Origin of the sequence: Bacteroides sp. AR20, from assembly GCF_964250605.1 — a bacterium.
Classification (GTDB): domain Bacteria; phylum Bacteroidota; class Bacteroidia; order Bacteroidales; family Bacteroidaceae; genus Bacteroides; species Bacteroides uniformis.
Genome location: NZ_CAXUGK010000008.1, coordinates 12,384 through 38,878, shown reverse-complemented (window position 1 = coordinate 38,878; position 26,495 = coordinate 12,384). Strand labels below are relative to the sequence as shown.

At 47.6% G+C, this 26,495-nt stretch carries 15 protein-coding genes; 11 read left to right on the top strand and 4 right to left on the bottom strand.

The window, feature by feature from the left end; translation table 11 throughout:
• Nucleotides 1-74: 74 nt before the first annotated feature.
• From ACESTD_RS06190 to ACESTD_RS06145, 10 genes are all read left to right on the top strand, one after another.
• Entirely contained in the window at nucleotides 75-4,157 is a 4,083-nt protein-coding gene (locus ACESTD_RS06190; protein ID WP_373158794.1) for a two-component regulator propeller domain-containing protein, read from the top strand.
• Nucleotides 4,158-4,295: 138 nt separating this feature from the next.
• Entirely contained in the window at nucleotides 4,296-7,178 is a 2,883-nt protein-coding gene (locus tag ACESTD_RS06185) for a TIM-barrel domain-containing protein (protein ID WP_373158795.1), read from the top strand.
• A gap of 141 nt (nucleotides 7,179-7,319) precedes the next feature.
• Nucleotides 7,320-9,902 (top strand): sugar-binding domain-containing protein, encoded by a 2,583-nt coding sequence (locus tag ACESTD_RS06180; protein ID WP_034522872.1) that lies wholly within the window; start codon nucleotides 7,320-7,322, stop codon nucleotides 9,900-9,902.
• 47 nt (nucleotides 9,903-9,949) lie between these two features.
• The gene (locus tag ACESTD_RS06175) at nucleotides 9,950-12,163 is read left to right on the top strand and encodes a glycoside hydrolase family 3 C-terminal domain-containing protein (RefSeq protein ID WP_005833629.1); all 2,214 of its coding nucleotides are present in this window, start codon (nucleotides 9,950-9,952) and stop codon (nucleotides 12,161-12,163) included.
• 174 nt (nucleotides 12,164-12,337) lie between these two features.
• On the top strand, nucleotides 12,338-14,800 hold the full coding sequence (locus ACESTD_RS06170; RefSeq protein ID WP_373158796.1) for a glycoside hydrolase N-terminal domain-containing protein: 2,463 nt from the start codon (nucleotides 12,338-12,340) through the stop codon (nucleotides 14,798-14,800).
• Nucleotides 14,801-14,896: 96 nt separating this feature from the next.
• Nucleotides 14,897-16,393, top strand: a complete 1,497-nt coding sequence (bas-suc, locus tag ACESTD_RS06165; protein ID WP_005833625.1) for a 3-succinylated cholic acid synthase — start codon at nucleotides 14,897-14,899, stop codon at nucleotides 16,391-16,393.
• Between the two features lie 4 nt (nucleotides 16,394-16,397).
• Nucleotides 16,398-17,030 carry a hypothetical protein gene (locus tag ACESTD_RS06160; protein ID WP_005833623.1) on the top strand — a complete coding sequence of 211 codons (633 nt, stop codon included), beginning with the start codon at nucleotides 16,398-16,400 and terminating at the stop codon, nucleotides 17,028-17,030.
• Nucleotides 17,031-17,120: 90 nt separating this feature from the next.
• Nucleotides 17,121-17,675 carry a cob(I)yrinic acid a,c-diamide adenosyltransferase gene (locus tag ACESTD_RS06155; RefSeq protein WP_005833621.1) on the top strand — a complete coding sequence of 185 codons (555 nt, stop codon included), beginning with the start codon at nucleotides 17,121-17,123 and terminating at the stop codon, nucleotides 17,673-17,675.
• 70 nt (nucleotides 17,676-17,745) lie between these two features.
• Nucleotides 17,746-17,967 (top strand): DUF2795 domain-containing protein, encoded by a 222-nt coding sequence (locus ACESTD_RS06150; protein WP_002558131.1) that lies wholly within the window; start codon nucleotides 17,746-17,748, stop codon nucleotides 17,965-17,967.
• 133 nt (nucleotides 17,968-18,100) lie between these two features.
• Complete coding sequence (locus ACESTD_RS06145) at nucleotides 18,101-20,536, top strand: DEAD/DEAH box helicase (RefSeq protein WP_373158797.1); 2,436 nt, start codon at nucleotides 18,101-18,103, stop codon at nucleotides 20,534-20,536.
• A 70-nt stretch (nucleotides 20,537-20,606) separates the two neighbouring features.
• Here ACESTD_RS06145 and ACESTD_RS06140 read toward each other — a convergent pair whose 3' ends face one another.
• The 3 genes from ACESTD_RS06140 to ACESTD_RS06130 all read right to left on the bottom strand — a co-directional run bounded on the left by ACESTD_RS06140 (nucleotide 20,607) and on the right by ACESTD_RS06130 (nucleotide 22,469).
• Nucleotides 20,607-20,966 (bottom strand): DUF488 domain-containing protein, encoded by a 360-nt coding sequence (locus tag ACESTD_RS06140; RefSeq protein WP_005824440.1) that lies wholly within the window; start codon nucleotides 20,964-20,966, stop codon nucleotides 20,607-20,609.
• Complete coding sequence (ric, locus tag ACESTD_RS06135; RefSeq protein WP_195288539.1) at nucleotides 20,963-21,691, bottom strand: iron-sulfur cluster repair di-iron protein; 729 nt, start codon at nucleotides 21,689-21,691, stop codon at nucleotides 20,963-20,965. Before ric ends, ACESTD_RS06140 begins: the two co-directional genes overlap by 4 nt.
• A gap of 280 nt (nucleotides 21,692-21,971) precedes the next feature.
• Complete coding sequence (locus ACESTD_RS06130) at nucleotides 21,972-22,469, bottom strand: hypothetical protein (protein ID WP_008661945.1); 498 nt, start codon at nucleotides 22,467-22,469, stop codon at nucleotides 21,972-21,974.
• A gap of 161 nt (nucleotides 22,470-22,630) precedes the next feature.
• Here ACESTD_RS06130 and ACESTD_RS06125 point away from each other — a divergent pair, with 161 nt between their 5' ends.
• Nucleotides 22,631-23,191 (top strand): porin family protein, encoded by a 561-nt coding sequence (locus ACESTD_RS06125; protein WP_005824451.1) that lies wholly within the window; start codon nucleotides 22,631-22,633, stop codon nucleotides 23,189-23,191.
• Between the two features lie 508 nt (nucleotides 23,192-23,699).
• Here the strand turns inward: ACESTD_RS06125 and ACESTD_RS06120 are convergent.
• Nucleotides 23,700-26,201, bottom strand: coding sequence for a PL29 family lyase N-terminal domain-containing protein (locus ACESTD_RS06120; protein ID WP_373158798.1), 2,502 nt, complete (start codon nucleotides 26,199-26,201; stop codon nucleotides 23,700-23,702).
• Nucleotides 26,202-26,495: the final 294 nt, after the last annotated feature.

The following is a 26,495-nucleotide window of genomic DNA, read 5'->3' as shown; positions in this document are numbered from 1 at the left end:
CTTGCCTTTTCTTGCTTTTCTGTTCGTTTTTCACTTCATTTGCAATAAAAATAACTTCCCTTAGCTCTGATAGTATGAAAAGACTGCAACTACTGCTCTTGTGGGTTTGGATGGTATGTTTCTCTGCTGCTTCACACGACTACATGTTTAAACATTTGGAAGTGAAAGACGGACTTTCCAATAATCAGGTTAATGCTATTTATAAAGATTCAAACGGATTCATGTGGTTTGGTACAGCTTCGGGGCTGAACCGCTATGATGGTTACAATATAAAGATTTATCGCAGCCAGAAAGATGATGAGAAATCTCTTCCCGATAGTTATGTCGAGGATATACAAGAAGATACGTCCGGTAATTTGTGGATACGTACGGGAGGCGGGTATGCCATTTACAACTCGGCTTCCGATGTTTTTGACCGTAATGTGGAAGCCTGGATGTGGAACATCGGTCTGACCGGAAATCCTTCGCTTATCTATATTGATAAGGAAAAGACTTTCTGGATCTATATTAATGGTAAAGGTGTTTACAGCTATAGAGAGGAACAGAAAAATGCCGTAGCAGTAAAGGGGGCGGATGAACTGCTTGCGAAAGCCGAAGTGTCCGACATGAAAGAATGCGGCGAAGGAATCCTGCTGGTTCTGAGTAACGGTATCTTGGCTTGTATAGATGAGGAAAAGCAAAATATCAAGTGGACCAATCCGGACATTGCCGAAGATTGCAGGGAAGTAAAGAATGCTACCTTTGATTTGTTTGTCGACCATAGTGGGCGGGCGTGGATATTCAGTGTGGAGGGGATGTGGATTTATAGCCTTTCTCAGAAGGTTTGGGAACAGCGTTCTCCCCGAACGGACACCTACAATACCGTACGTGCAGTGGCACAGGATAAATACGGATGTATATGGGTAGGCAGGGATCAGGATGGCGTTGAATTGATAGAACCGGCGGGACGGAAAATCCGTCTGGCGAATGAACCTAATAACGGGCGTACTCTGTCCAACAATACAATAACGGCTCTTTATGAAGATGAGGCCGGTACGATGTGGGTGGGAACCTACAAGAAAGGCATCTCTTTCTATAATGAAAGCATTTTCAAGTTCGGTATTGCCGATGTAGGCGACATCAATTGCGTGGAGGACGGAGGCGGTGACATCGTATGGCTGGGAACCAACGACCGCGGGCTGGTGCGCTGGAATAGCGTGACAGATGAACGTATGGTTTTTTCGCATACGGCAGATCCCCACTCTATCTCGAGTGATGTCATAGTCTGCCTTCTTCGGGACAGTAGCGGCAGAGTGTGGGCAGGTACTTTCTGGGGCGGACTGAATTGCTATGATGGGAACCGCTTTATCCATTACCGGTCCCGTAAGGGAGACAGTAACTCACTGGTCTACGACAATGTATGGGCATTGGCAGAAGATGCGGACAAAAATATCTGGATCGGTACGTTGGGGGGAGGATTGCAATACCTGAATCCTCAGACGGGGATATTTACCACCTATTCTACAGGTAATTCAAACCTTGTGTCGGACTATATCTCATCCCTCTGCATCAGCTGTGACAATAATCTGGTTATCGGTACTTCGGCAGGGATGGCTTTCATGGACCTGAGGACCGGCGAGATTACAAATTTTGCAGGTACAAAATCGGGTAAGACCAGACTTTCCAACCAAAATATCAATCAAGTTTACGAAGATAGTCGCGGTTTGCTATGGATAGCCACGCGTGAAGGCTTGAATGTATATGACAGCAAACGGGATGAATTGTACGAAGTGCCTATCAAGCCCGGTTTCTCCAAACTATTGATATTAGGTATTACGGAAGATGAAAACAAAAGTATATGGATCAGCACCGGAGGAGAACTGATAAACGTGGTGTTGTCCGTTGACAGCAAGACGGAGCAGCCCGTGTTCCGTTGCTATACCTATAATGACAAGGACGGGTTGCAGAGTTGTGACTTCAACCAGCGTTCCCTCAAACGACTGCATACGGGCGAGATTGTAGTGGGAGGACTGTATGGGCTGAATCGCTTCCAGCCGGGCAACATAAAGTATAACCGTACGTTGCCCAAGGTTATGTTTACCGGTTTCCAGTTGTTCAATGAAGACGTGAAGGTGGGCAAGGAGTATGCAGGACGTGTCATCTTGAAGGAAGCTTTGAATGAAACAGAAGAAGTTGTCTTGGATTATAAGCAGAATGTGTTCACGGTGCTGTTTGCGTCGGACAATTTCGTGCTGCCCGAAAAGACACAGTATTTCTATAAATTGGAAGGATTTAATGAGAACTGGCTGACGAGTATGTCCGATATGCATCGCGTTACCTATACCAATCTGGCTCCGGGGACTTACATCTTAAAAGTGAAGGCTACAAACAGTGACGGATATGCGGGCACTGAAGAGGCTTCGCTCAAGATTGTCATTCTTCCGCCTTTCTGGATGACTCCGTGGGCATATATCGTTTATGCTCTTCTGATAGTAGGAGTTGTTTCCTTTTCACTTTATGCCGTACAACGGAGGGAACGTAATAAGTTCAGAATCCGCCAGATAGAGGAAGATGCGAAGAAGAGGGAGGAGTTGAGCCAGATGAAATTCCGCTTTTTTACGAATGTCAGCCATGAGTTGCGTACGCCGCTTACGCTGATTATATCGCCGATGGAAAGTATGATGAAGGAGATTACGGACGAAAAACTGCATGGCAAGCTGCAACTGATGTACCGCAATGCGCAGCGTTTGTTGAATTTGGTCAACCAGTTGCTCGATTTCCGTAAGAATGAGATGGCAGGATTGCATCTCACTTTGTCCGAGGGGGATATTGTGGCGTATGTGCGTAGCATCTGTGCTTCTTTCCTGATGCTTTCTGAAAAGAAACATGTACATCTGACATTCTTTTCGGCCATGGAATCGCTGAATATGTCATTCGACGAGGATAAAATTGGTAAAGTTGTGATGAATCTTCTATCCAATGCCTTCAAATTTACCCCGGACGGGGGACGTGTGGATGTGGCATTGGAAATGTCGAAAGAGATGTCCGGAAGATTGCTGATAAAGGTATCGGATACCGGTGTTGGCATTAGGGATGAAGACAAGGAGCGAATTTTTGAACGTTTCTATCAGGTGGAGCAGGAAGAACCGGAACACCAGTCAACGGGTAGCGGTATTGGCTTGAGCCTGGTACGCGACTTTGTGACGCTGCATGAGGGCACGGTGCGCGTTGTTGACAATGTGGGGTCCGGTAGTGTGTTCCTGATTGAGCTTCCGGTTAAACATGTGCATGTAAGTCCTTCCAAGCCTGCACCGCTTGCAGAAGAGGTGGAAGAGCATGAGGAACTTTTGCCGGATATGGAAGAGGAACCGCTTCCGGATGATTTGCCGGACGATATGGAGGAGGATAATGAAGATGAAAAAGAGAAGCCGTTGGCCCTGATTGTGGATGATAATGAAGATTTGGTTGCCTTCATGAAAGATAGTCTGAGCTTGTATTTCCGTATACAGTCAGCTTCTAATGGCCGGGAAGCTTGGCAGAAAATACCGGAACTGATGCCGGATGTTATTGTCAGCGACGTAATGATGCCCGAGATGGATGGAAATGAACTGTGTCGCTGGGTGAAGACCGATAAACGCACGAGTGACATTCCGATGATATTGCTCACTGCACGGCAGGCTGTGGAAGATAAAGTGGAGGGGTTGACCATCGGTGCAGATGATTATGTGACGAAACCTTTCAATGTGGAAATCCTGATTCTGCGTATGCGCAAGCTGATTGACCTGAGCAAGAAGCGCAAGGCAAAGTCGCTCATCGACCCCGAACCAAGTGAAATAGCCATTACTTCGTTGGATGAAAAGCTGGTGGAAAATGCCATCAAATATGTGGAGGCGAACATCGGTCGGTGTGACTTGTCCGTAGAAGAGTTGAGTCGGGGGTTGGGTATGAGCCGGGTACATCTTTACAAGAAACTCTTGCAGATAACCGGTAAGACACCTATTGAATTTATCCGTGTCATCCGTCTGAAAAGAGCGGCGCAGATGCTGCGCGAGAGTCAGCAAAATGTATCGGAGATAGCGTATCAGTTGGGCTTTAACAACCCCAAGTATTTCAGCAAATATTTCAAGGATGAATTCGGTGTTTTGCCCTCTGTTTATCAGGAAAGAGAGGGTAGATAACAAAAGATACCCCTTACGGAAACATATTGTCTTTTAGGGTAATCAAAAGCGCCCTTTTGTTTCAACATCGGGGAGACCCGTTTTTGAAGGAAACTTTCTATTTTTACATCGGAGAAAATTCACTTTAAAAACAGTAATATGAAATTGAAAAACACTTCAGTTTATTTGCTTGCCGGATGGATGCTCGCCGCATGTTCCGGAGGCGGATTCCAAAAGACCGAGAACGGTGTTGTTGTGGAAGTCAAGCAGCAGCAACCGACGGATGTGCGTAAAGTAAGATTGGAAGTAATGGGTGAGAAGCTCATTCATGTATCGGCTACTCCTGAGAAGGAATTTTCAAAGGAGCAGAGTCTCATTGTGATCCCTCAACAGAATAAGACCGACTTTAAGGTCGAAGAGCAGGGCGATGAAGTGACTGTCAAGACATCGGAATTATGTGCCATTGTGTCCAAGACAACGGGTGAGGTACGCTTCACGGATGCCGACGGCAAGCAGATTCTGGCTGAAGACTCTGACGGGCGGACCTTTACTCCGGTGGAAGTGGAAGGTACGAAAGGATATACAGTACGTCAAGTATTCCAGTCGGCAGGCAATGATGAGGCTTTCTATGGCTTGGGCCAGCATCAGGCGGATGAGTTCAACTATAAAGGTAAGAATGAGGAACTGTTCCAGTATAATACAAAGGTGTCTGTACCCTTTATCGTGTCTAATAAGAACTACGGTGTGCTTTGGGACAGCTATTCGCTCTGCCGTTTCGGTGACCCGCGCGACTACTCACAACTGGGTGATGTCTTCAAACTTTATGATAAAGAGGGCAAGGAAGGTGCTTTGACCGGTACATATATTCCGGGCAAGAAAGATGTGGAAACCCTTGTACGTCGTGAGGATTCTCTTTATTTTGAACATCTGGACCGTGCCGCACATCTGAGTAAGGTGATTAATTTGCCTGCGGGTTTCCCGTTCGGAGGGTCTGATGTAGTTTATGAGGGAGAAATAGAACCGGCAGAAAGCGGCTTATTCCGTTTCATCCTTTACTATGCAGGCTACATGAAAGTATATATTGATAATGAATTGGTGGTTCCCGAACGTTGGCGTACGGCTTGGAATCCTAACAGTTATAAGTTTGCTGTCAATCTGGAAGCGGGCAAGCGCGTTCCGTTGAAGATAGAGTGGAAGCCTGATGCCGGTGTTTCTTACTGCGGTCTGCGGGTATTGAGTCCGGTGGCTGATGAAGAACAGAACAAACTCTCTTGGTGGGGTGAAATGCAGAATGAAATAGACTACTACTTCGTTTATGGTGATGATATGGACGATGTGATTAGCGGCTACCGTACATTGACAGGTAAATCCCAGATTATGCCGAAATGGGCGATGGGTTACTGGCAGAGCCGTGAGAAGTACAATACGCGTGAGGAGGTTCTCTCCACCTTGAAGGAATTCCGTGAACGTCAGATTCCTATCGACAATATCGTAATCGACTGGCTGCACTGGGAGCAGGATTCTTGGGGAAGCCATGAGTTCGACCCCGAACGTTTCCCCGATCCGAAAGGAATGGTCGACTCCATCCATGCCATGAACGGACGTCTGATGATTTCCGTATGGCCCAAGTTCTATGCTACGACCGATCACTTCAAGGAATTTGATGAAAAAGGCTGGATGTACCAGCAGGCTATTAGAGACAGTATCAAAGACTGGGTAGGTCCCGGCTATCTGGGCTCTTTCTATGACGCATACGATGCCGATGCACGTAAGTTCTTCTGGAAGCAGATGCAAGACCATTACTATCCTCTCGGCATCGACGCCTGGTGGATGGATGCCAGCGAACCGAATATACGAGACTGTACGGATTTGCAATACCGCAAGGACCTTTGCGGCCCGACGGCACTCGGCCCCTCTGCCAAGTTCTTCAATGCATACGCACTGATGAATGCTGAAGCTATCTATGACGGACAGCGCGGCGTGGAACCGGACAAGCGCGTCTTCTTGTTGACACGTTCTGGCTTTGCAGGATTGCAACGCTATTCTACTGCCACCTGGAGTGGTGACATCGCTACCCGTTGGGAAGATATGAAAGCGCAAATCTCTGCCGGCTTGAACTTTGCTGTCAGCGGTATCCCTTATTGGACCATGGACATCGGCGGATTCTGTGTAGAGAACCGTTATGTGGCTGGTCAGATGGAATTCAACAAGACTGGACGTGAAAATGCTGATTATAAGGAATGGAGAGAGTTGAATACCCGTTGGTATCAGTTCGGCGCTTTCTGCCCGTTGTTCCGTGCACACGGCCAGTATCCGTACCGTGAGGTTTGGAATATCGCTCCGGCAGGACATCCGTGCTACAACTCCATCGTTTATTATACGAAGCTGCGTTACAACATGATGCCGTATATCTATTCTTTGGCAGGTATGACTTATTTCAATGATTATACCATCATGCGTCCGCTCGTAATGGACTTCACAGCTGATGCAAACGTCAACAATATAGGTGACCAGTTCATGTTCGGTTCTGCCCTGATGGTGGCTCCGGTTTACGAATACGGTGCACGCAACCGCGAGGTTTATTTCCCGGCAAGCTGCGGTTGGTATGACTTCTACTCCGGCAAGTATGTGGACGGTGGCCAGAAGCTGACAGTGGATGCTCCTTATGAACGTATCCCGCTCTACGTTTGCGAAGGTGCCATTGTACCTTATGGTCCGGATATGCAATACAGTGATGAAAAACCGGCTTCGGAAATCACTCTCTATGTTTATACGGGTAAGGACGGCGCGTTTACGCTCTATGAGGATGAAGGTGTGAACTATAACTACGAGAAGGGACAATATGCCACTATACCGTTTGCCTATAACGATGCTGAGGGTACACTGGTTATCGGCGACCGTACGGGTGACTTCCCCGGTATGCTGAAGGAACGTACTTTCAATGTGGTGAAGGTAAGCAAAGACCAGCCGCAACCGTTCGATTTGAAGGCGAAAGGCACAACGGTGAAGTATGACGGAAAAGCACAAACCGTAAAATTATAATCAGAATGATAGACGACGGTGCCAGGGAGAGAAGTCTTCCCGGTACCGATCTCGTCGTTCCTCGGTGCCGGGCACTTCCCCACTTCTGAATAGCTGTGAGAGAGGAGTAGGCACTCGATAATCTTTTAGATATTTATTACCATGAATAAAATCATATTGTCTTTGGCCATCGGGCTGTCCCTATTGGCCGGTTGCAATGCTCCTAAAGAGGTAGCTGGCGATGACCGTAGCTTGGATTTTACTGCCGACTGGGCCTTTCGCTTGGGAGATGATACGGCGGCAGCCCGTCTGGATTATAATGACGCAGACTGGCGGAAACTGAACTTGCCCCACGATTGGGCTGTTGAAGGAGAGTTCAGTCGGGACAATCCGTCAGGAACAGGGGGAGGTGCTCTGCCTGGTGGTATAGGTTGGTATCGTAAGACTTTTATTGCCGATAAGGTCGATGAGGGCAAGCGCTATCGCATAGATTTCGATGGTGTCTATATGAACTCCACCGTTTATATTAATGGGCATGAACTGGGAACACGCCCCTATGGATACATCTCGTTTAGTTATGATTTGACTCCTTATATCAAATGGGGGGAGAAGAATGTGATTGCTGTAAGAGTGGACAATGCCGAACAACCCAATTCACGTTGGTATTCCGGTTGCGGTATCTACCGTAATGTGTGGTTGACGAAACTGAATCCGGTGCATGTGGCACAGTGGGGTACCTACGTGACGGCAGAAGAAGTGTCGAAGAACAGTGCCCGGTTGAAGATACGTACCAGTTTGCAGTACGATGTAGAGATGCAGACGGAAGATTCCGTGCAGCAGGCCGACGGTACATATGTTGTGTTCGATTCGGAAATTATTCCTCTGATTGATGTCGTCCTGCAATCCCGGTTAGTGGATGCCGACGGTCATGTGGTGGGTGAGGCTGTGTCGGAAGCTCAGCTGATGCCTGTCGCTCCGGCAGAAATGGAGCAGGAAATAGAATTGAAGAATCCTAATCTCTGGAGTATTGATGCACCTTATATGTATAAGGTAGAAAGCATCCTCAAGAATAAAGAGACCGGCGAGGTACTCGACCGTTACTATACTCCTACCGGCATCCGTACTTTCCGCTTCGATGCACAAAAAGGATTTATCCTGAATGGTGAACAAGTGAAGATAAACGGTGTCTGCATGCATCATGACCTGGGTTGCCTGGGAGCTGCGGTGAATACGCGCGCCATCGAGCGCCAGTTGGAGATTCTGAAAGAAATGGGTTGCAACGGAATCCGTTGTTCCCATAACTCTCCTGCACCGGAGCTGCTCGACCTTTGCGACCGTATGGGCTTCATCGTGATGGACGAGACTTTCGACATGTGGCGCAAGAAAAAGACCCGCCACGACTATTCACGCTATTTCAACGAATGGCACGAACGCGATTTGACTGACCTTATCGTGCGTGACCGCAATCATCCTTCCATCTTCATGTGGAGCATCGGCAACGAAGTGCTGGAGCAGTGGACGGATGCCAAAGCCGACACCTTGAGTCTGGAAGAGGCCAATCTGGTCTTGAACTTCGGTCACAGTGCGGATATGCTGGCAAAGGACGGAGAAATGTCCGTCAACTCACTGCTGACAAAGAAACTGGCAGATATGGTGAGAAAGCTCGATGCCACGCGCCCCGTGACGGCAGGCTGCAACGAGCCGAACCCGAACAATCATTTGTTCCGTTCCGGTGCGCTTGATATTATCGGCTTCAATTACCATGACGACTGGTTTGCAGGTGTTCCCGAGAACTTCCCCGGCAAGCCGTTCATCGTGACGGAAAGTGTTTCCGGCCTGATGACACGCGGTTACTACCAGATGCCGAGTGATTCGATGTTCATCTGGCCCGAACGTTGGGACAAGCCTTTCTATGATGCCTCGTTCTCTTGCTCCTCCTACGACAACTGTCATGTTCCTTGGGGCAACCGTCACGAAGGTACTATGCGTCATGTGAAGAACAACGACTTTATCAGTGGACAATACGTCTGGACGGGCTTCGATTATATCGGTGAGCCTACTCCTTACGGTTGGCCGGCACGCAGCTCTTACTTTGGCATTATCGACTTGGCCGGCTTCCCGAAGGATGTCTACTACATGTATCAGTCCGAGTGGCGTCCGGATAAGGCGGTGTTGCATCTTTTCCCGCATTGGAATTGGACGGAGGGACAAGACATCGATTTGTGGGCATATTATAACAATGCCGACGAAGTGGAGCTTTTCGTGAATGGAAAGTCGCAGGGTGTGCGCAGCAAGGGAAAAGACGATTTCCACGTCATGTGGCGCGTGAAGTATGAGCCGGGTACGGTAAAGGCTGTTTCCCGCAAGGAAGGAAAGACTGTGGCCGAGCAGGAAATCCGGACAGCGGGCGAACCTGCGCAGATTCGTCTCAGCCCCGACCGCAGTACCATTCAGGCAGATGGCAAAGACTTGAGTTTCATTACGGTTGAGATTCTGGACAAAGATGGAAATTTGTGTCCGAATGCCGAAAACGATGTGACCTTTGCCGTAGAAGGTGCCGGCTTCATTGCTGGAGTGGATAACGGAAGCCCCATCTCTATGGAGAAGTTCAAGGACAACCACCGCAAGGCTTTCTACGGAAAGTGCCTGGTGGTACTGCAGAACAACGGTGAACCGGGTGGTGTCAAGGTGACGGCTACGGCTGATGGACTGGAGAAGGCGACGACGGCGATTAAAGTTAAATGATAATTTGATGTGCTAATTGGCACATTAGCATATTAACCAATTAAGACATGAAGAATAAATTTTTAGCAACCTTATTTCTTGCATGCTCCATCAGTACCGTGTCTGCACAGACACCGGTCTATATGGACGATGCACAACCTATTGAAGCACGTGTAAAGGATGCTCTCAGCCGGATGACACTGGAAGAGAAGGTAGCCCTTTGCCATGCGCAGAGTAAATTCAGCAGTGCGGGTGTTCCGCGGCTCGGCATTCCCGAGCTTTGGATGAGCGACGGCCCTCACGGTGTCCGTGCCGAAATCAACTGGAATGACTGGGGATATGCCAACTGGACCAATGACAGCATTACCGCTTTCCCGGCCTTGACTTGTCTGGCCGCTACCTGGAATCCGGACATGTCTGCCAAGTATGGCAAGGCCATCGGTGAGGAAGCGCGCTATCGTGAAAAGGATGTGTTGCTGGGCCCCGGCGTCAACATCTACCGCACTCCGATGAACGGGCGTAATTTTGAATATATGGGCGAGGACCCTTATCTGGCCAGTGTGATGTGCGTACCTTACATCCAGGAGTTGCAGAAGAACGGAGTGGCAGCTTGTGTCAAGCACTATGCGCTGAACAACCAGGAACTGTGGCGCGGACATATTGATGTGAATCTTAGCGACCGTGCTTTGCATGAAATCTATCTGCCTGCATTCAAGGCTGCGGTAGAAGAAGGAGGTGCCTGGAGCATTATGGGCGCTTACAATAAGATTCGCGGCCAGCACGCCTGCCATAACGATTTCACACTGAACAAGATTCTGAAAGATGACTGGAAGTTCGACGGCTGTGTCATTACCGACTGGGGCGGTGCCCACGACACCTATGAAGCTGCCGTCAACGGTCTGGATATTGAAATGGGTTCTTACACCAACGGTCTGACGTCCGAGAGTGTATTTACCTATAACGATTATTACCTTGCCAACCCTTACCTCCAGATGTTGAAAGATGGCAAAGTGCCGATGTCTACAATAGATGACAAGGCTTCCCGCATTCTTCGCTTGATATTCCGTACGGCGATGAACCGTCAGAAACCCTATGGTTCGGTAGCTACGGAAGAGCATTATGCCGCTGCCCGCGAGATAGGCAATGAGGGCATTGTGCTGTTGAAGAATGCTCCGGTGATAAAGAAAGGTGCCCCGTTGCTGCCGATTGATGCAGCCAAGTATCAGAATATCCTGGTGGTGGGCGATAATGCCGTACGCTTGCTGAATCAGGGAGGAGGCTCTTCCGAACTGAAAGTGAAGGATATGGTATCTCCGCTGGATGGCTTGCGTGCCGTTTATGGTGATAAGGTAGCCTATGCGAAAGGCTATGCCGCCGGTCGTCCGATGTACGGCCGTGCAGATGAAATTCCGCAGAATGTGGTAGACTCACTCCGTGCAGAAGCCGTGGAAATGGCGAAAAAGGCAGACTTGGTGGTACTGGTAGGCGGATTGAACAAGAACCACTTCCAGGATTGTGAAGGCGGCGATCGTCTGGAATACGGCTTGCCTTTCGGGCAGGATGAACTGATTGAAGCTTTGCTGGGGGTAAACAAGAACCTGGTTCTGGTGCTTCTCAGTGGTAATGCGGTGGAAATGCCGTGGGTATCCCGGGTTCCTGCCATTGTGCAAGGCTGGTATTTAGGCTCCATGGGTGGCAAGTCTCTGGCTGACATCCTGAGTGGTGCGGTGAATCCAAGCGGAAAGTTGCCCTTTTCTTTCCCTGCCAAGTTGACGGATTGCGGTGCACATGCTTTTGATGAACTCAGTTATCCGGGCGACAGCATTAAGCAGGAGTATAAGGAAGATATTCTGGTGGGCTATCGTTGGCACGACACCAAGGAGATTCCGGCTCTCTTCCCCTTCGGTCATGGCTTGAGCTATACTACCTTTACATATGGCAAACCGGTGGCTTCTGCCAAGGCCATGGCTGCCGACGGTACGCTGACGGTGACAGTTGCCGTGAAGAATACGGGTAGCATTGCCGGAAAAGAGATTGTACAGCTTTATGTAGGCGATGATAAATGCAGTGTGCTTCGTCCTGTAAAGGAACTGAAACATTTTGCAAAAGTCGGTTTGGCGCCGGGCGAGGAGAAGAGTGTGACTTTCACCCTTACTCCGGATGATTTGAAGTTCTACGATGAGGCTTCCGCAGCTTGGAAGTACGAACCGGGTAAGTTCAAGGCATACGTTTGCGCTTCGTCTGCCGACGTCCGTGGTGTAGTTTCGTTCGAAATGCAATAATCTTATAATCAGTGCGTAACCACTGCAAAATCAGTACAACTGTTTTGCAGTGGTACTGCATACCTTTTGCAGCGCTACTGCAATTGCTTTGCAGCGTCACTGCAAAAGGTATGCAGCAATGCTGCAAAGTGTATGCAGTAAGTTTGCAGCCTGAAATCAGAATCAAAAAACAATATGAAGACACTTGCCACTCTATTTCTGCTTGCAGCCTCGTTGCTGCTTCGTGCAGCCGATGCGCCTGCCGACAGTTGTAATCATCAGTTGTATTATACGTCACCTGCCGCTATCTGGGAGGAGACTCTTCCTTTGGGCAACGGACGCTTGGGCATGATGCCCGACGGAGGCATTCTCCGTGAGCACATTGTGCTGAATGAAATATCATTATGGAGCGGAATGGAGGCGGATTATAGCAATCCGGATGCTTCGAAGAGTCTGCCTGCCATCCGGCAACTGTTGTTTGAGGGAAAGAACCGAGAGGCACAGGAGCTGATGTACAGCAGTTTTGTTCCGAAGAAGCAGGAGACTGACGGGAGATATGGAACCTATCAGGTATTGGGCGATTTGGATATAGATTTTACCTACAATTCTTCATTATCCATTCTCAACTCTCCATTAAACAACTATCGCCGTTGGCTCAACTTGCGCGATGCGGTGGCATATACGGCTTTCAGGCTGGAAGATGTCGATTATCGCCGTGAGTATTTTGTTTCCCGTGACCGTGATGTCATGCTGATTCATCTGGTTGCCGGACGTGAAGGAGCTCTGAATTTCTCTGCCCGTTTGAGCCGTGCGGAACATAGCTCGGTGACTGTCCAAGGGAACACCCTTTTGATGGACGGCATGTTGGAAAGCGGTAAGCCCGGTTTGGACGGTATGAGATACCGTGTGGCCATGCAACTCGTGCAGAACGGTGGTGAATCGTCTGTCAGCCCGGAAAACGGTATCCGCTTGAAGAACGGGCAGGAAGCCTGGCTGATACTTTCTGCCGCTACCTCCTATGCCGCTGCCGGTACCGACTTCCCGGGCGAACGCTATGCGGAAGTCTGCGACAGCTTGCTCCGTCCTTTCACCGCCCCCGCTAATTCTCCATGTTCCATTCTCCATTCTTCATTCTCCAGCCATGTCACTGCCCACCGTTTCCTCTACGACCGTGTTTCCTTGACGCTTCCTGCCACGCCGGATGATACGCTCCCGACGAACGAGCGCATCCTCCGCTTCACACAGCAGGAGTCGCCGGCATTGGCTGCTCTGTACTATAACTACGGACGCTATCTGCTCATCAGCAGTACCCGTCCCGGCAGCTTGCCGCCCAATCTGCAAGGACTCTGGGCAAATGGAGTATCGACTCCCTGGAACGGGGACTATCATACGAACATCAATATCCAGATGAACCACTGGCCCTTGGAGCAAGCCGGCCTCTCCGAACTCTATCAGCCGCTGACGACGCTGATGGAGCGCCTTATCCCTTCGGGAGAGGCAAGTGCGCGTACCTTCTATGGCGATGAGGCAGATGGCTGGGTGCTCCACATGATGACCAACGTATGGAATTATACCGCTCCCGGCGAACACCCCTCCTGGGGAGCTACCAATACCGGTGGCGCTTGGTTGTGTGCCCATTTGTGGGAACACTATCTGTATACGCAGGACAAGGATTATCTGCGCCGTATCTATCCCGTCTTGAAAGGTGCCGCCCGGTTCTTTAGTTCCACTACCGTGCAGGAGCCTTCGCATGGCTGGCTGGTAACTGCCCCCACTTCTTCTCCGGAAAACAGCTTCTATGTGCCGGGTGACAGCGTGACTCCCGTCAGCATTTGTATGGGTCCCACTATGGATGTGCAACTGCTCACCGAGCTTTATATTAATGTCATCGCCGCCGCTCGCCTGCTGGATTGTGATGCGGATTATGTGGCGAAGCTTGAGGCGGACCTGAAGAGATTCCCACCCATGCAAATCAGTAAGGAAGGATATTTGCAGGAATGGCTGGAGGATTATAAGGAAGTGGATGTGCACCACCGCCATGTCTCCCATCTCTACGGCCTGCATCCGGGAAACCTGATTTCGCCGGAGTCCACCCCCGAGCTTGCCGAAGCCTGCCGGATGACCTTGAACCGTCGTGGAGATGAGGGTACTGGTTGGAGCCGTGCTTGGAAGATAAACTTCTGGGCTCGTTTGGGTGACGGAAACCGTGCTTGGAAACTCTTCAAGAGTTTGCTGCATCCTGCTGTCGATGCTGCGACGGGAGGTCATGGTAGCGGCACTTTCCCTAATTTGTTCTGTTCGCATCCTCCTTTCCAGATTGATGGCAACTACGGTGGTGCGGCGGGAGTCGGCGAAATGCTGCTGCAAAGTCATGAAGGCTTTATCCATCTGCTTCCTGCCCTGCCGGATAGCTGGACTACCGGCAACTTCCGTGGAATGCGCGTACGCGGCGGTGCTTCCATAGACCTGGATTGGAAGGATGGACGGGCAACGAGGGCTGTTGTTACCGCTCTTGTTCCGGGGAAATTTACAGTAAAGATGCCCGCAAGTACTGTCCGTGCCGAGGTGAAGGTAGGAGGACATACGCATACTTACAAGAAACCGGCATTCTCGTTGGACTTGAACAAGGGAGAGGCGGCGACCATACATTTCTTATAAGAACGTTCCCTTCCGACAAAATTATCAAGTTATTTGTCTTTCGCGCCCGAATGCTGTACATTTGCAGCGCATGTAGAACAAATATCTTAGATAATTATGAAAAATAGAGTACGTTTTTTCTTCTTGTTTCTCGGCTTGCTGGGAGCGTTGGCAGCTCATGCACAAATCAATGAGTTGCCACGTTCCACACCCGAGGCAGAAGGAGTCCCTTCCAAGGCTGTCACTGCCTTGTTTGATTCACTGATGGCATTGCCAAAAACAGACATCCACAGCGTGGTCGTGCTGCGTCACGGCAAGGTCATCGGAGAAATCTATCCGGCTCCGTTCGCGCCGGAATATCGCCATACCATGTATTCCTGCTCCAAAACCTTTGTCGGGGCTGCCGTAGGACTTGCCATTGCAGACAACCGTTTGCTCTTGACAGACCGTGTCGGTACCTTCTTCCCGGAACTTCTTCCGGATTCGGTTTCCGCTAATCTGGCAGACATGACTGTCCGTGACCTGCTTACCATGACGTCGGGTATCACTCCCGACTGGAATATGCGCAACCTCACTTCCGACTGGATACGTACCTTCCTTGCCAAACCGGTGAAAACTCCGGGCAAGAAGTTTGAATATGATTCGATTAGTACCTATATGCTTTCTGCTATCGTGCAGAAGGTGACGGGCATGACCTTGCTGGATTATCTGAAGCAGAAGCTTTTCACCCCGATGCATATCACGGACGTTGCGTGGGAGATAAGCCCCGAAGGCATCAATACCGGTGGCTGGGGACTGCATATTCAGAGCGAGTCACTGGCAAAATTCGGATTGCTGCTGCTGAACCGGGGTGTTTGGGAAGGCAGGCAGTTGCTCCCGGCTTCCTGGGTGGAGCAGATGATGACCAGACAGATAGGAGATTATGGCTATCAGATGTGGCTTTGCGAATATCCGGGTGCTGTACGTGCTGACGGGGCTTTGGGACAATACATTCTGATTGTTCCGGATAAGGATATGGTAGTGGTCATTACCGAATGTACATTGATAGACGGTCGTCGGCAGCGTCGTCTGGTCTGGAACCGCTTGTTGCCGGAGGTCGGTGACCAGGTATTAGCGCCCGGTAAGGACTACAAGCGCCTGCAGAAGAAACAGCGTTCTTATCAACTGCCGTTAGTGCAAGGAAAGGCTGCTTCCTCCCTTTCACAGAAATACGCAGGCAAGCGCATCCTGCTCGGAGAGAACAAATACGGATGGCAATCCATCGAGCTGCAATTCAAGCAGCAAGAAGTAGTGATGACTGTGGTGGAGAAAGACGGAAAGACATACAGTCTTCCGTTTGGCTATAAGCAATGGTCGAAAGCGGCAATTGATGGCTATCCTCCGTATTCGGTTGCTGCAAAGGGGCGTTTTAAGGGTATAGAAGGCCCTTTCCAGGTGGCAGGCAGTTATGCGTGGGCGTCACTTGATGCTTTGCAACTGAAAGTACATTATGTCAACTGGATAAGCGCTCTTGGGCTTACGCTCTGCTTTGAGGATAACAAGGTACTCCTGACTGTTACGGAGAATTATTCTTCGGGTGAAGGGGTGACTTTCGAAGGTACATTAGCACATTAAAATAATGAATCGTATTTTGCTTACTCTAAAACGGCCTTTTATCTGGCTGTACCGTTTCCGGCACCGTTGCGGCTACGGTGTACATTCTCCTTTTGCCTTTAACCTGATTACGCATGTAATTTACGAAAGTACGGCTTATTATAAATATGAAGAGCTGGCCAAGGCACAGAAGCAACTGGAGCTGGAGAAAGATAAACGTTGGAAGTACGAATCGAAGAAAGTAAAACGCCTTCTGTTCCGTCTGGTAAACTATACCCAGCCGGAGACCATTGTAGATGCCGGTACGCTTGCCGCTTCTGCCCTCTATTTGAAAGCGGGGAAGGAGGGGGCAGATTATACTTCGGCTTCCGACCTTTCCGAGCTCTTTCTGGAGAGTGGCGTTCCCGTTGATTTCCTTTATTTGCACGATTATCGTCATCCCGATTTTGTAGAGGAGGTCTTCCGCATCTGTTCCACCCGTACCAGGGGAAAGTCTGTTTTTGTAATTGAAGGTATCCGTTACACTCCGCAGATGTTTGCCCTCTGGAAGCGCATGAAGCAGGACGGACAGGCAGGTATTACGTTCGACCTTTATGACCTTGGTATCATATTTTTCGATAAAACAAAGATAAAACAAGACTATATTGTCAACTTTTGATTATCTTTAGGCGTTTCAATAGTGAACAGCGGTTAGTGATTAGCTCCACTTACTAGCTGCTAAACATTAACCCCTAAACATTAATCCTTTATGAAGATATACACCAAAACCGGAGATAAAGGAACCACCTCTCTTGTAGGCGGAACCCGTGTACCTAAAACGCATATCCGCCTTGAGGCATACGGTACGGTGGATGAGCTAAATTCCAATCTGGGTCTTCTCATCACGTACCTGCTTGACGGAAAGGATAAAGATTTTCTGCAGCAAGTGCAAGACAGACTTTTTGCCGTAGGCTCTCATCTGGCCACAGACCGGGAGAAAATGGAGCTGAAAGAAGCCAGTATCATCAGCTCGGAGCAGGTGGAAATGGTGGAGCGGGAGATAGACCGTTTGGATACTCTTTTGCCTCCTCTTTCAGCCTTTATTCTTCCCGGCGGAAGTCGCGGTGCGGCACTCTGCCACGTTTGCCGTACGGTTTGCCGCCGTGCAGAGCGTCGGATTCTTGCTTTGGCCGAGCAAGTGGAAATCTCTTCAGAATTATTGGCTTATGTGAACCGCTTGTCTGATTATTTGTTCGTCCTTTCCCGTAAAATGAATCAAGACGACAAAAAAGGTGAAATATTTTGGAATAATAGTTGCAAGTGAAATAAATTGTTATACTTTTGCCGAAAAATAGAAATAGGATTTAATATTCACAATTTTAATACTAGAGACTATGTATTGGACATTGGAATTAGCATCTAAATTGGAAGATGCTCCTTGGCCGGCAACTAAGGATGAATTGATAGATTATGCCATGCGTTCGGGTGCTCCGCTTGAAGTGATTGAGAATCTGCAGGAAATGGAAGATGAGGGCGAGATTTATGAAAGCATAGAAGATATTTGGCCCGATTATCCCAGTAAAGAGGACTTTTTCTTTAACGAGGAGGAATATTGATACGCTTTAAAAGAAAAAACTTACCGGTATGTCTGGTAATATTTTGAAACATAGGGAGAAGTAATTCCAAAACCGATAACTATGGTTGAAGAATTGCTTCTTTTCTTTTTAATACCCCCACACTACAATAATAATGAATGTACAAGAAGCAACAACACGCCGGTTACCGGATTTGAAGGAAAGGCATCTGCCTGAAAACTGCCGCGAAACCATAAACACGATTTTAAAGGAGACTTACGGCTACGAACAGTTTCGTAATCTTGAGATTTACGATGACTTGTCCAAGGGAAAAGAGAAACTCTGCATTTCGCAGGGACAGCTGATAGAGAACGTTATACTGGAGGCTGAAAAGGCTTGGAAAGGTGAAACGCAGGTAGACAATATCTTGCTGACTGCCCCTACCGGCTCCGGAAAATCCTTGTTGTTCCAGCTTCCTGCCATCTATCTGGGGAAGGAGTATAATCTGCTTACCATTGTGGTTTCCCCTTTGAAGGCGTTGATTGTAGACCAGGTGGAAAGTCTGCAAGAACTGGGGTATACGCGTGTGGCATACGCCTCGTCCGATTTATCGCCGGAACAGAAGATGGAGGTTTACCGGCAGGTGCGTGAGGGGGAGATTGATTTGTTCTATCTCTCGCCGGAATTGCTTCTCTCTTACGACATCAAGCATTTTGTAGGCGAGCGCCGCATCGGTCTGGTAGTGGTCGATGAGGCACATACGGTAACGACATGGGGCAAGGAGTTCCGTGTGGACTATTGGTTCTTGGGACGTTACTTGAATACGCTGAAACAGACTCTCGGTTATAATTTCCCGTTGTTTGCATTGACCGCCACGGCTGTCTGGAATCCCAAAGGGGGCAATGACATGATATTCGAGACTATCCGTTCCCTGCAGATGGAGCCTTGTGTGCTTTATGTAGGTACGGTGAAGCGCCGGAATATTGGCTTTGACATCCGTCAGATGGAGATGGAGGACGGGGAGACATACGACAAGGCAAAGCAGCGCGTAGTTGCTGCGCGGGTCGAAGACTTCCTGGACGGTCACAAGACACTGCTCTATTATCCTTTTGCGGGTGGCATCGACATGCGCCTGAAGACGTGGGTGAAGCCGGCAGACTGGCGTCTGGTCGCCTCCTATTATGGCAAGAAGGACAAGGAACAGAAAGCTGTCATTGTGCAGGAGTTCAAGGAAGGAACCAAGAAACTGATTGTGGCTACGAAAGCTTTTGGTATGGGAGTGGACATCAGTGATATAGACCGTGTATATCATGTGGCGCCATCCAGTACGTTTGTCGACTATATTCAGGAGATAGGGCGTGCTGCGCGTGATACGGAGATACAGGGTATTGCCGCTACCGACTACCATGAGCGTGACTTCTATTATATGAAGCGTCTGCATCAGACGGGGAACATTGCCCAGGAACAGCTGGTGCTTATTCTGAGAAAGCTCATGGAAGTGTACCGCATGAAAGGGGAAAAACCGGAAATCATGGTGTCTTTGTCCGATTTCGAGTTTGTGGTGAAACTGCCGCGTACAAAGAACAAGCTGGAGTATGAAGCAGAGTTGGGACAGCTCATCAAGACTGCCTTGCTTTGGCTGGAAGACGATTTGATGCAGCGTTATGGAAGGCATCTGCTTGAAATCAGCCCCAAGAATCTGTTGACCGAAGGATATGTCCAGGACAAGACGGGTGATGTCTTTGCCCGTGAATTCCATAGCTATCTGACAAAGGTAGAAGGGGAGGACGGGGTTTACGTCGTACGTCTGGAAGCGCTTTGGGAAGAGCGTTTCCCGGAGCTTGGCTACAAGGAGTTCAAACAGAAGCTGAATAATGGAACGTTGCGGGAAGGTGCCCGTGCCGTATCTGTAGGCAAGCATGAGGTGTTGTTAAAGGAAGATGCCACTGTCATCCGTGAGCGGATGGATGCCTTGTTCAAGAGCCTGACAATGATGCTGAAAACGGCATTGATAAAGTCGAAAGGACGTTTTGATGAAGAAGAACTGCGGGCTGTCTTTGCCGAGCATGGCATGGACGTGCGCTCTGCCAAACGCTTTATCGGTTCCCTGCTGGAGAGCCGCACGGAGGAAGGCCGCAGTGTGAGCTATATCAGCAGTGTGAAAAAGAAAGATTCCAATGAACTCTCTTTTACGGTGACCAAAGGCTTTGATTTGCTTCTGTCGCGCTATCAAAAACTGTTTAGCCAACGTATAGTGGGCAGTAAGGGAGACCGCCTGTTATTTTATTGCACTCCTTTCTCGGACTTGAATATGCTGCTTAATCTGCTTTCTATGCTCGACTGCCTTTCGTTCAGTGTGGAGGGTGGCGGTACGCCTTGCGTATTTGTCCGTTTCAATGACCCCGAAACTCTGCAGGAACTTGCGCTTGGCGATGATTACCGCAATCTGATTCTGGATACCAACGAGCAGATATTCCAGGAGCAGATTGACTTGTTCTCTTTCTTCTTCGGAACAGATAAGCTGACGGATGAACAGCGCTGGGACTTTATCGAGGATTATTTTACGGGAATGGGAGTGGACGACTTGAAAAAGAAGTTTGTGTCCTTGTAGCACCAATTCGTTGAACAGCCTTTCCAGAGTTACAGTTCATCTTTGCTTTTACTGTAAAGATTGTGAGTAATTAGTCTAAGTGCTCCTGCAGAAACCGTTGCAGGATGCGTGCATGGTTGTATATCGGTGCTTTGGAAGCATATAGTAAGGTTATGGTATGGTGGTGTTTTATGGTGTCAATGAACCTAAGGGCGGCTTCCGAATTTTCCAGTTCCTTGCGATACATGGCTGCAAACCCCTCCCAGTGTTCCGCTTGGTCTTCGTGAAACCATTTTCTTAATTCAGGTGAAGGGGTAATATCCTTTTCCCAGACATCGTATTTCAGATGTTCCTTTTTTATGCCGCGAGGCCACAGCCGGTCCACCAATACACGGTAGCCGTCTGTTGCATCGGGTTCTTCATATACCCGTTTGATTCTGATTTGTGTCATGGCTGTTCTCTTAATTTTGCTTCCATTTTGATGGAGCGTGGGAAAACGATATTATTTTCCAGATGGATGTGCTGGTGCAAGGCCTCTTCAAATGCTTTAAGCTGTTGGAGTACGAGGCGGTAACTGTTGCAGGCATCTTCTGGAGCTGTATAGTCGTTGGTCAGATGCTCTATGTGGCGATAGCGTTCTCCTTCAATGTCATGTTCTGCCATCATGACGGATATGGGAGCTTCGATGCTTCCACAGTGGAATTCGGGCAGGGGAGTATTTTCCAGCTTAGCCTTTACCATCTCATAGATGTAGGGAAACAGTACCAGTTCCTCTTTGTTGAGATGGGCATTGAGGTCGGAGAGGGAATCATGAAAGAGAGCCTGCACATTGTAGAGTGACGGATGTTTTTCACCGTGTACGCGACATATTTTATCCAGCAGTTCTTCAATCTCGGGACCTTGTGTACGGATATTACGGTGGTGGATTTTGAGAATATAGTCCACCAATAAGTCCAGAGGCCAACTCTTGAAATCAATATTTTCGGAGGTTGTCGGAGCCAGATGCTCTATTTCTTCTATCACCTTCTCCATATCGGCTCCGGCAGTTTTACTGGCTTCGGGAAGCAGTGCGGAACCATGGCAGCAGAAATCAATGCCATATTTATCAAATATCCCGGCATTGTTGAAGTTGTCGGCTACGATTTCGCCGACTGTCATACGTTTATAATCCTTCATATGTTATCTTGTTTTTGTTTTCCACAACATTGTGGAAACCTGCTATATATACAATTATATGGCAGATAATGTTTGAAGGGTTATGATTATTTGAGTTTTCTTGCCCGGTTCTTTCATTTAAAGGAATTGGAGGAGTTATCACTTCGCTCCGCTCCGTCAGGAGTTGAAGAAGTTAAAGCCGATACTTCTGTGAATACATACGCACGAGTATTGGCTTTAACTCCTAAGCCGACTTGTCGGCTGATAACTCCTTTAAATGAAAGATTCGTGGTTTCCTTGTCTATCCTTCTACTTTTTGGAATGCCAGCCGTTCGTCTCCATTGGCCAGAAGGATGATGCCGCAATATTTGAATCCGTGCTTCTTCAGTATGTATTGCAGGATATGATTGTCCCGGTGGGTATCTGCACGTAGGTTGGGTATTTGTTCGTAGCACCATTGCAGGCAGGCATTGGCCACTCCTTTGCTGTGTTCTGTACTTGCCAGCCGGTGAATGACGCCGTAAGGAAGCGTATCTTCCACCCATTTTCCTTCATAGATATGCGTATATGTGGGGTCGTTTCCACGGATAAAGGCGAAGGTTCCGATAATTTCTTCGGTATCGTCGGTGCACACATAGCTGTTTCCTTGTTCGATGTCTGCTATGACGATTTCCCTGGAAGGGTAGTTGCCTCTCCACTGCAGCATATTTCCGTCTTTCCGCATGATGTGCTTCGCTTGTTCAAAGATGTCCATAAGGATTGCAATGTCTGTGGGTTGCGTCTTTCTGATTTTTATCATAGCTTTTTATTTTATCTGTGTGGTATCTTTCTTTGATTCAGGTTGCAAAGGTAATGCGTTTTGTGATTCATTGTTCTCGTAAATGAACAAATGCTGACATATGTTGTTTCTTTAGGAAGAATTTGCATATATTTGTCCCGTAATATTAAACACAATTGATTATGAAAAAGATTTTTAGTGCTTTCATGATAGCTGTATGCTGTATGCTTATGGCTATGCCTGCTCAGGCCCAACTATTGAAGTGGGGTGTTAAGGGTGGTGTGAATATGACGAAAATAGATTGGGATGGCGGATATAAGGGAAACAAGGATAATTCTACCGGTTTCTTTATTGGTCCGATGGCTGAGTTTACCATTCCCATTGTAGGCTTGGGTGTTGACGGTGCTTTGCTGTTTTCCCAGCGCGGCAAGGACGAGGTGAAGCAAACAGGACTTGAAGTACCCGTAAATCTGAAATATACCATTGGCTTGGGTAGCTTGTTGGGTATTTATGTGGCAGCCGGTCCTGATTTCTTCTTCGACTTCAAGAAGAAGGATTACGTAGACCGCAAGAAGGCTCAAGTGGCACTTAATTTGGGTGCCGGTGTGAAGCTGCTGAAGCATCTCCAGGTTGGCGTGACCTATCAGCTCCCGATGGGCGACTCATTTACGTGGGAGGAGGCGGGTAAGGCTTTCGGTGCCAAGAATAAGACTTGGCAGGTGTCTGCGGCGTATCTTTTCTAAAGAAACAGTTTGTTATAGAACTTTCTTCGCAGCTTGCGGATATATGTCCCAAGGTTGCGGACGTCTATCCCAAGCCTTGGGACGGGCATCCGCAACCTTGGGACAATCTTTTTATTTAATACTTGCCAGCTTTTCTCTTCATTCCTGTAGTCTTTTCTTTAAGTACTTCGGAACTTTTTAATGCACGCCTTCCGGACCTCTTTTTTATGCCGTTGGATTAACTTTTCTACAATGACCTCGATAGGTGCAGGTGCATTGTCATGGAGTGGGTTGCGGATTCGCGGCTGGATTGTCTGCCGTCTTTGATGGTGAGTACCCATTCCCCTTTTGTTTTTATAGGGTTGAATATGAACCCCATACTACTACCTGGAGTGCCAGAATCTGGACGTGGCGTAAATAAATCCTACCTATCTTTCAGATACCCAAAAAAATCCCCGACTTCCATAAGCCGGGGATTCTTTAGTTTTAATTATAAGGTTCTCTCGATAGAGAATTGCTTATTCTTGAATTATTGCAGTACCACAGGTACGTCAACAGTCTTGGTCTTACCCCATTCGTCAACAACACTTACACGAACGTAGCAAGTAACTGTCTTACCATCACCTGGGATAGTTACGTTAGCTTTCGGAGTGATAGTGACATCATCATTTGTAAAGTCACCTGCCAAATCCAGATATTGTTTAGCAGCATCACCTTCCAAAGCAACAGAGACGCTTGCTACATAAGCATCAGTCAAGTGAGAGTTACCGAAGTATATAACATTGGTCTTAGTAATACCACGGATTTCTTCTGCTTTCAGAGTTGCTTTTGCATTCGCTGCTGCTACATTGATAGTCTTATTGTCGCCTGTAACGTATTCATTCTTAACCTTCTTCACATAATTCAGTGAACCTTCGAATACAGAAGATTTGATTGTCAGAGTGAAGTCGTATGCAGTGGCAGTCAAGTTCTTGTTAGCATACGGAGTGTAAGTAGCTTTCAGAGAACGGGCTTCGTATGCACCACCGAAGTTACCAGTCTTAGTAGCTTCATTCTTCGTAGCAACCTTATCTACTGTGATGTCTCCCGATGTAGCATCAGCCAACCAAGCATTAGCAGTCCATTGAATACCGTCTGCATCCTTATAGCTTTCAGGAACAGTTTCAGTAAATGCGATGTTATCCCAAGTTGTGATACCGAACAGACCCTTCAAGTTATAAGTAATTTTGCTTTTAGCAGGAGTACCATAAGCAGTAGCATTAGTACCGGTGAAGTACAGATCCAACGGCTTGAAGTCATAAGAAGCTACATTTTCTTCTACAATCAAAGTCAGCTTAACGGTGTTAACCGGACTTGAACCATAAGTCAATTCTGCTTCGTAAGTTCCAGGAATAACTGTAGCATTATTCACTCTGTAAGTCAGCGTATGCTTGTAGTAACCGTTCGGAGTAGTAGAAGCATCTGCAGTAGCAACAGCAACCGGTGCAGTGATACCTACAGCATCATTTCCCTTAGCTTTGTCTGTATTGCTGTTCTTGTCCTTAGCAGCAGCAGTAAACTTAGCATTACCGATGTTGGTGAAGAAGCTAGGAGCACTTGATGTAGTATTACCAATCAAGCTGGTTACATCGAATGTCAATACATTCTTAGAAGCGTCTGCATTCAATACCAATGTTTGAGTAAAGGCATTTTCTGTAGCAGGATTGATGAACTTAACAGTGATAGTTTTAGTTGCGTCTTTAACCTCACCGTCGTAAGTCAGATATTTAACACTTACAACGACAGTCTTATTTGCAACTTCACCTTTAATCTTAGTACCTGTAATCGTAGCCTTAGCAGCATCAACAGCAGCTGTCTGGTTTGTTGCAAAATAATATTGCACATCGATTACATTTTTCATATCTACACAGTCATTCAAGTCGAGTTCTTTGTTGATTTCAACTTCTTGTGTAGTTGCAGTTACATCAAGAGTGGTAGTTGTTGCTGTTTTCACATCAACCGTTACATCATAACTAGACAACACTTCATTGTCATAAGCATCTTTTGTAGCGATAGCGTAAGCACCCTTAGCAGCCTTAATTTGTGCTTCAGTCACACCACTTACAAAAGTAATACCCATATCATAGATACCCTTATTGGCTGTAGCAACTCTTGTCAAAGGCTCTTCTGTCATATTGGGAGTTGCTTCAGACAAAGTGAAGATGGAGCTTCCTTTAGAGTTGGCCAAGTAGAAATTATAGACCGTAGCATCGGCAATGGTCGGATTAACCTGGGCGCTGATTACATTCTTTGCTTCTTTAGAAGGAAGCAGGATGTCGCCTTTCTTGAAAGCAGTTCCATCAAAATACTTACCATTGTCAGCAGCCTTACCATAAGTCAACTCGATGTCGGCACCTTCCGACAATACAGCAGCTGAACTTACTGTTACAGCCTTGATACTGGAGATGGAAGCAGCTCTCGGCAATACGATGTCTTCGTACTCGCCATCTTTGTTCGGGATGTGGATAGTCAGCTTCACGCCATCTTCTACATAGTAGATACCACCGGTAGAAACGCCCAAATCCGTCTTTTCACCGTCTTCACCATATTGTACGTAGATATGGCCGTCTTCTCCTACAGAGAAAGTCGGAGTTGCAGCAGCGTCACCTGCTTCACCCTTCAAGTCTTCCAGTGAAATAAGATCAGTCCAAGTAGTGCCATTGTCATAGCTTACTTGGATTTTGTCATTGTTCACTGCAATTTTCGGAGTCACACCGTCTTTACCTGCTTCACCTTTTTCACCATTAGTGATAGTGTAGCTGGTTCCATTACCCAAAGTAACAACAATACCATTGGTTGTAGATGTCACGCTGGACACCCATTCACCGCTTTTGATTTGGCTCTCTAAAGCAGCAATAGCATCTTTGTTAGAGGTAATCTGTCCTTGTAAGTTCTCGATGTCGTCATCATAGTCCTTACAAGACGTGAAAGTACCTGCAGTACCCACCATTAAGGCACTGAACAGGATCACACTTAGAAACTTCTTGTTCATAATTGAAAACTTTAAATTTATAAATTTAAAAAAATAAAAAGTGAATAATCTCTCATTTTGAATCCCTTTCGCATACTTCTTTTGTTACTAAGTATTCCGTTACTTCGCAGGTAATGAAATCCTGTTAATTTCGTTAATAATCAGGGAATAAGGAGAAAATAGACCGGTTTTGTTTGGAATAGTAAAAATCAGTCCGTTGGGATATTGGAAAGAGGATTGGAAGTCCAGAAAGATGACAGTGGGAAAGGGATGAAATGAGGCTTTTAAAGGATGAAAGTGTATATTTTTCGGTTC

What these genes read in the sequence shown, in the direction of transcription:
- ACESTD_RS06190 (WP_373158794.1), top strand. Translation starts at nt 75, where the DNA reads ATGAAAAGACTGCAACTACTGCTCTTGTGGGTTTGGATGGTATGTTTC.
- ACESTD_RS06185 (WP_373158795.1), top strand. Translation starts at nt 4,296, where the DNA reads ATGAAATTGAAAAACACTTCAGTTTATTTGCTTGCCGGATGGATGCTC.
- ACESTD_RS06180 (WP_034522872.1), top strand. Translation starts at nt 7,320, where the DNA reads ATGAATAAAATCATATTGTCTTTGGCCATCGGGCTGTCCCTATTGGCC.
- ACESTD_RS06175 (WP_005833629.1), top strand. Translation starts at nt 9,950, where the DNA reads ATGAAGAATAAATTTTTAGCAACCTTATTTCTTGCATGCTCCATCAGT.
- ACESTD_RS06170 (WP_373158796.1), top strand. Translation starts at nt 12,338, where the DNA reads ATGAAGACACTTGCCACTCTATTTCTGCTTGCAGCCTCGTTGCTGCTT.
- bas-suc (WP_005833625.1), top strand. Translation starts at nt 14,897, where the DNA reads ATGAAAAATAGAGTACGTTTTTTCTTCTTGTTTCTCGGCTTGCTGGGA.
- ACESTD_RS06160 (WP_005833623.1), top strand. Translation starts at nt 16,398, where the DNA reads ATGAATCGTATTTTGCTTACTCTAAAACGGCCTTTTATCTGGCTGTAC.
- ACESTD_RS06155 (WP_005833621.1), top strand. Translation starts at nt 17,121, where the DNA reads ATGAAGATATACACCAAAACCGGAGATAAAGGAACCACCTCTCTTGTA.
- ACESTD_RS06150 (WP_002558131.1), top strand. Translation starts at nt 17,746, where the DNA reads ATGTATTGGACATTGGAATTAGCATCTAAATTGGAAGATGCTCCTTGG.
- ACESTD_RS06145 (WP_373158797.1), top strand. Translation starts at nt 18,101, where the DNA reads ATGAATGTACAAGAAGCAACAACACGCCGGTTACCGGATTTGAAGGAA.
- ACESTD_RS06140 (WP_005824440.1), bottom strand. Translation starts at nt 20,966, where the DNA reads ATGACACAAATCAGAATCAAACGGGTATATGAAGAACCCGATGCAACA.
- ric (WP_195288539.1), bottom strand. Translation starts at nt 21,691, where the DNA reads ATGAAGGATTATAAACGTATGACAGTCGGCGAAATCGTAGCCGACAAC.
- ACESTD_RS06130 (WP_008661945.1), bottom strand. Translation starts at nt 22,469, where the DNA reads ATGATAAAAATCAGAAAGACGCAACCCACAGACATTGCAATCCTTATG.
- ACESTD_RS06125 (WP_005824451.1), top strand. Translation starts at nt 22,631, where the DNA reads ATGAAAAAGATTTTTAGTGCTTTCATGATAGCTGTATGCTGTATGCTT.
- ACESTD_RS06120 (WP_373158798.1), bottom strand. Translation starts at nt 26,201, where the DNA reads ATGAACAAGAAGTTTCTAAGTGTGATCCTGTTCAGTGCCTTAATGGTG.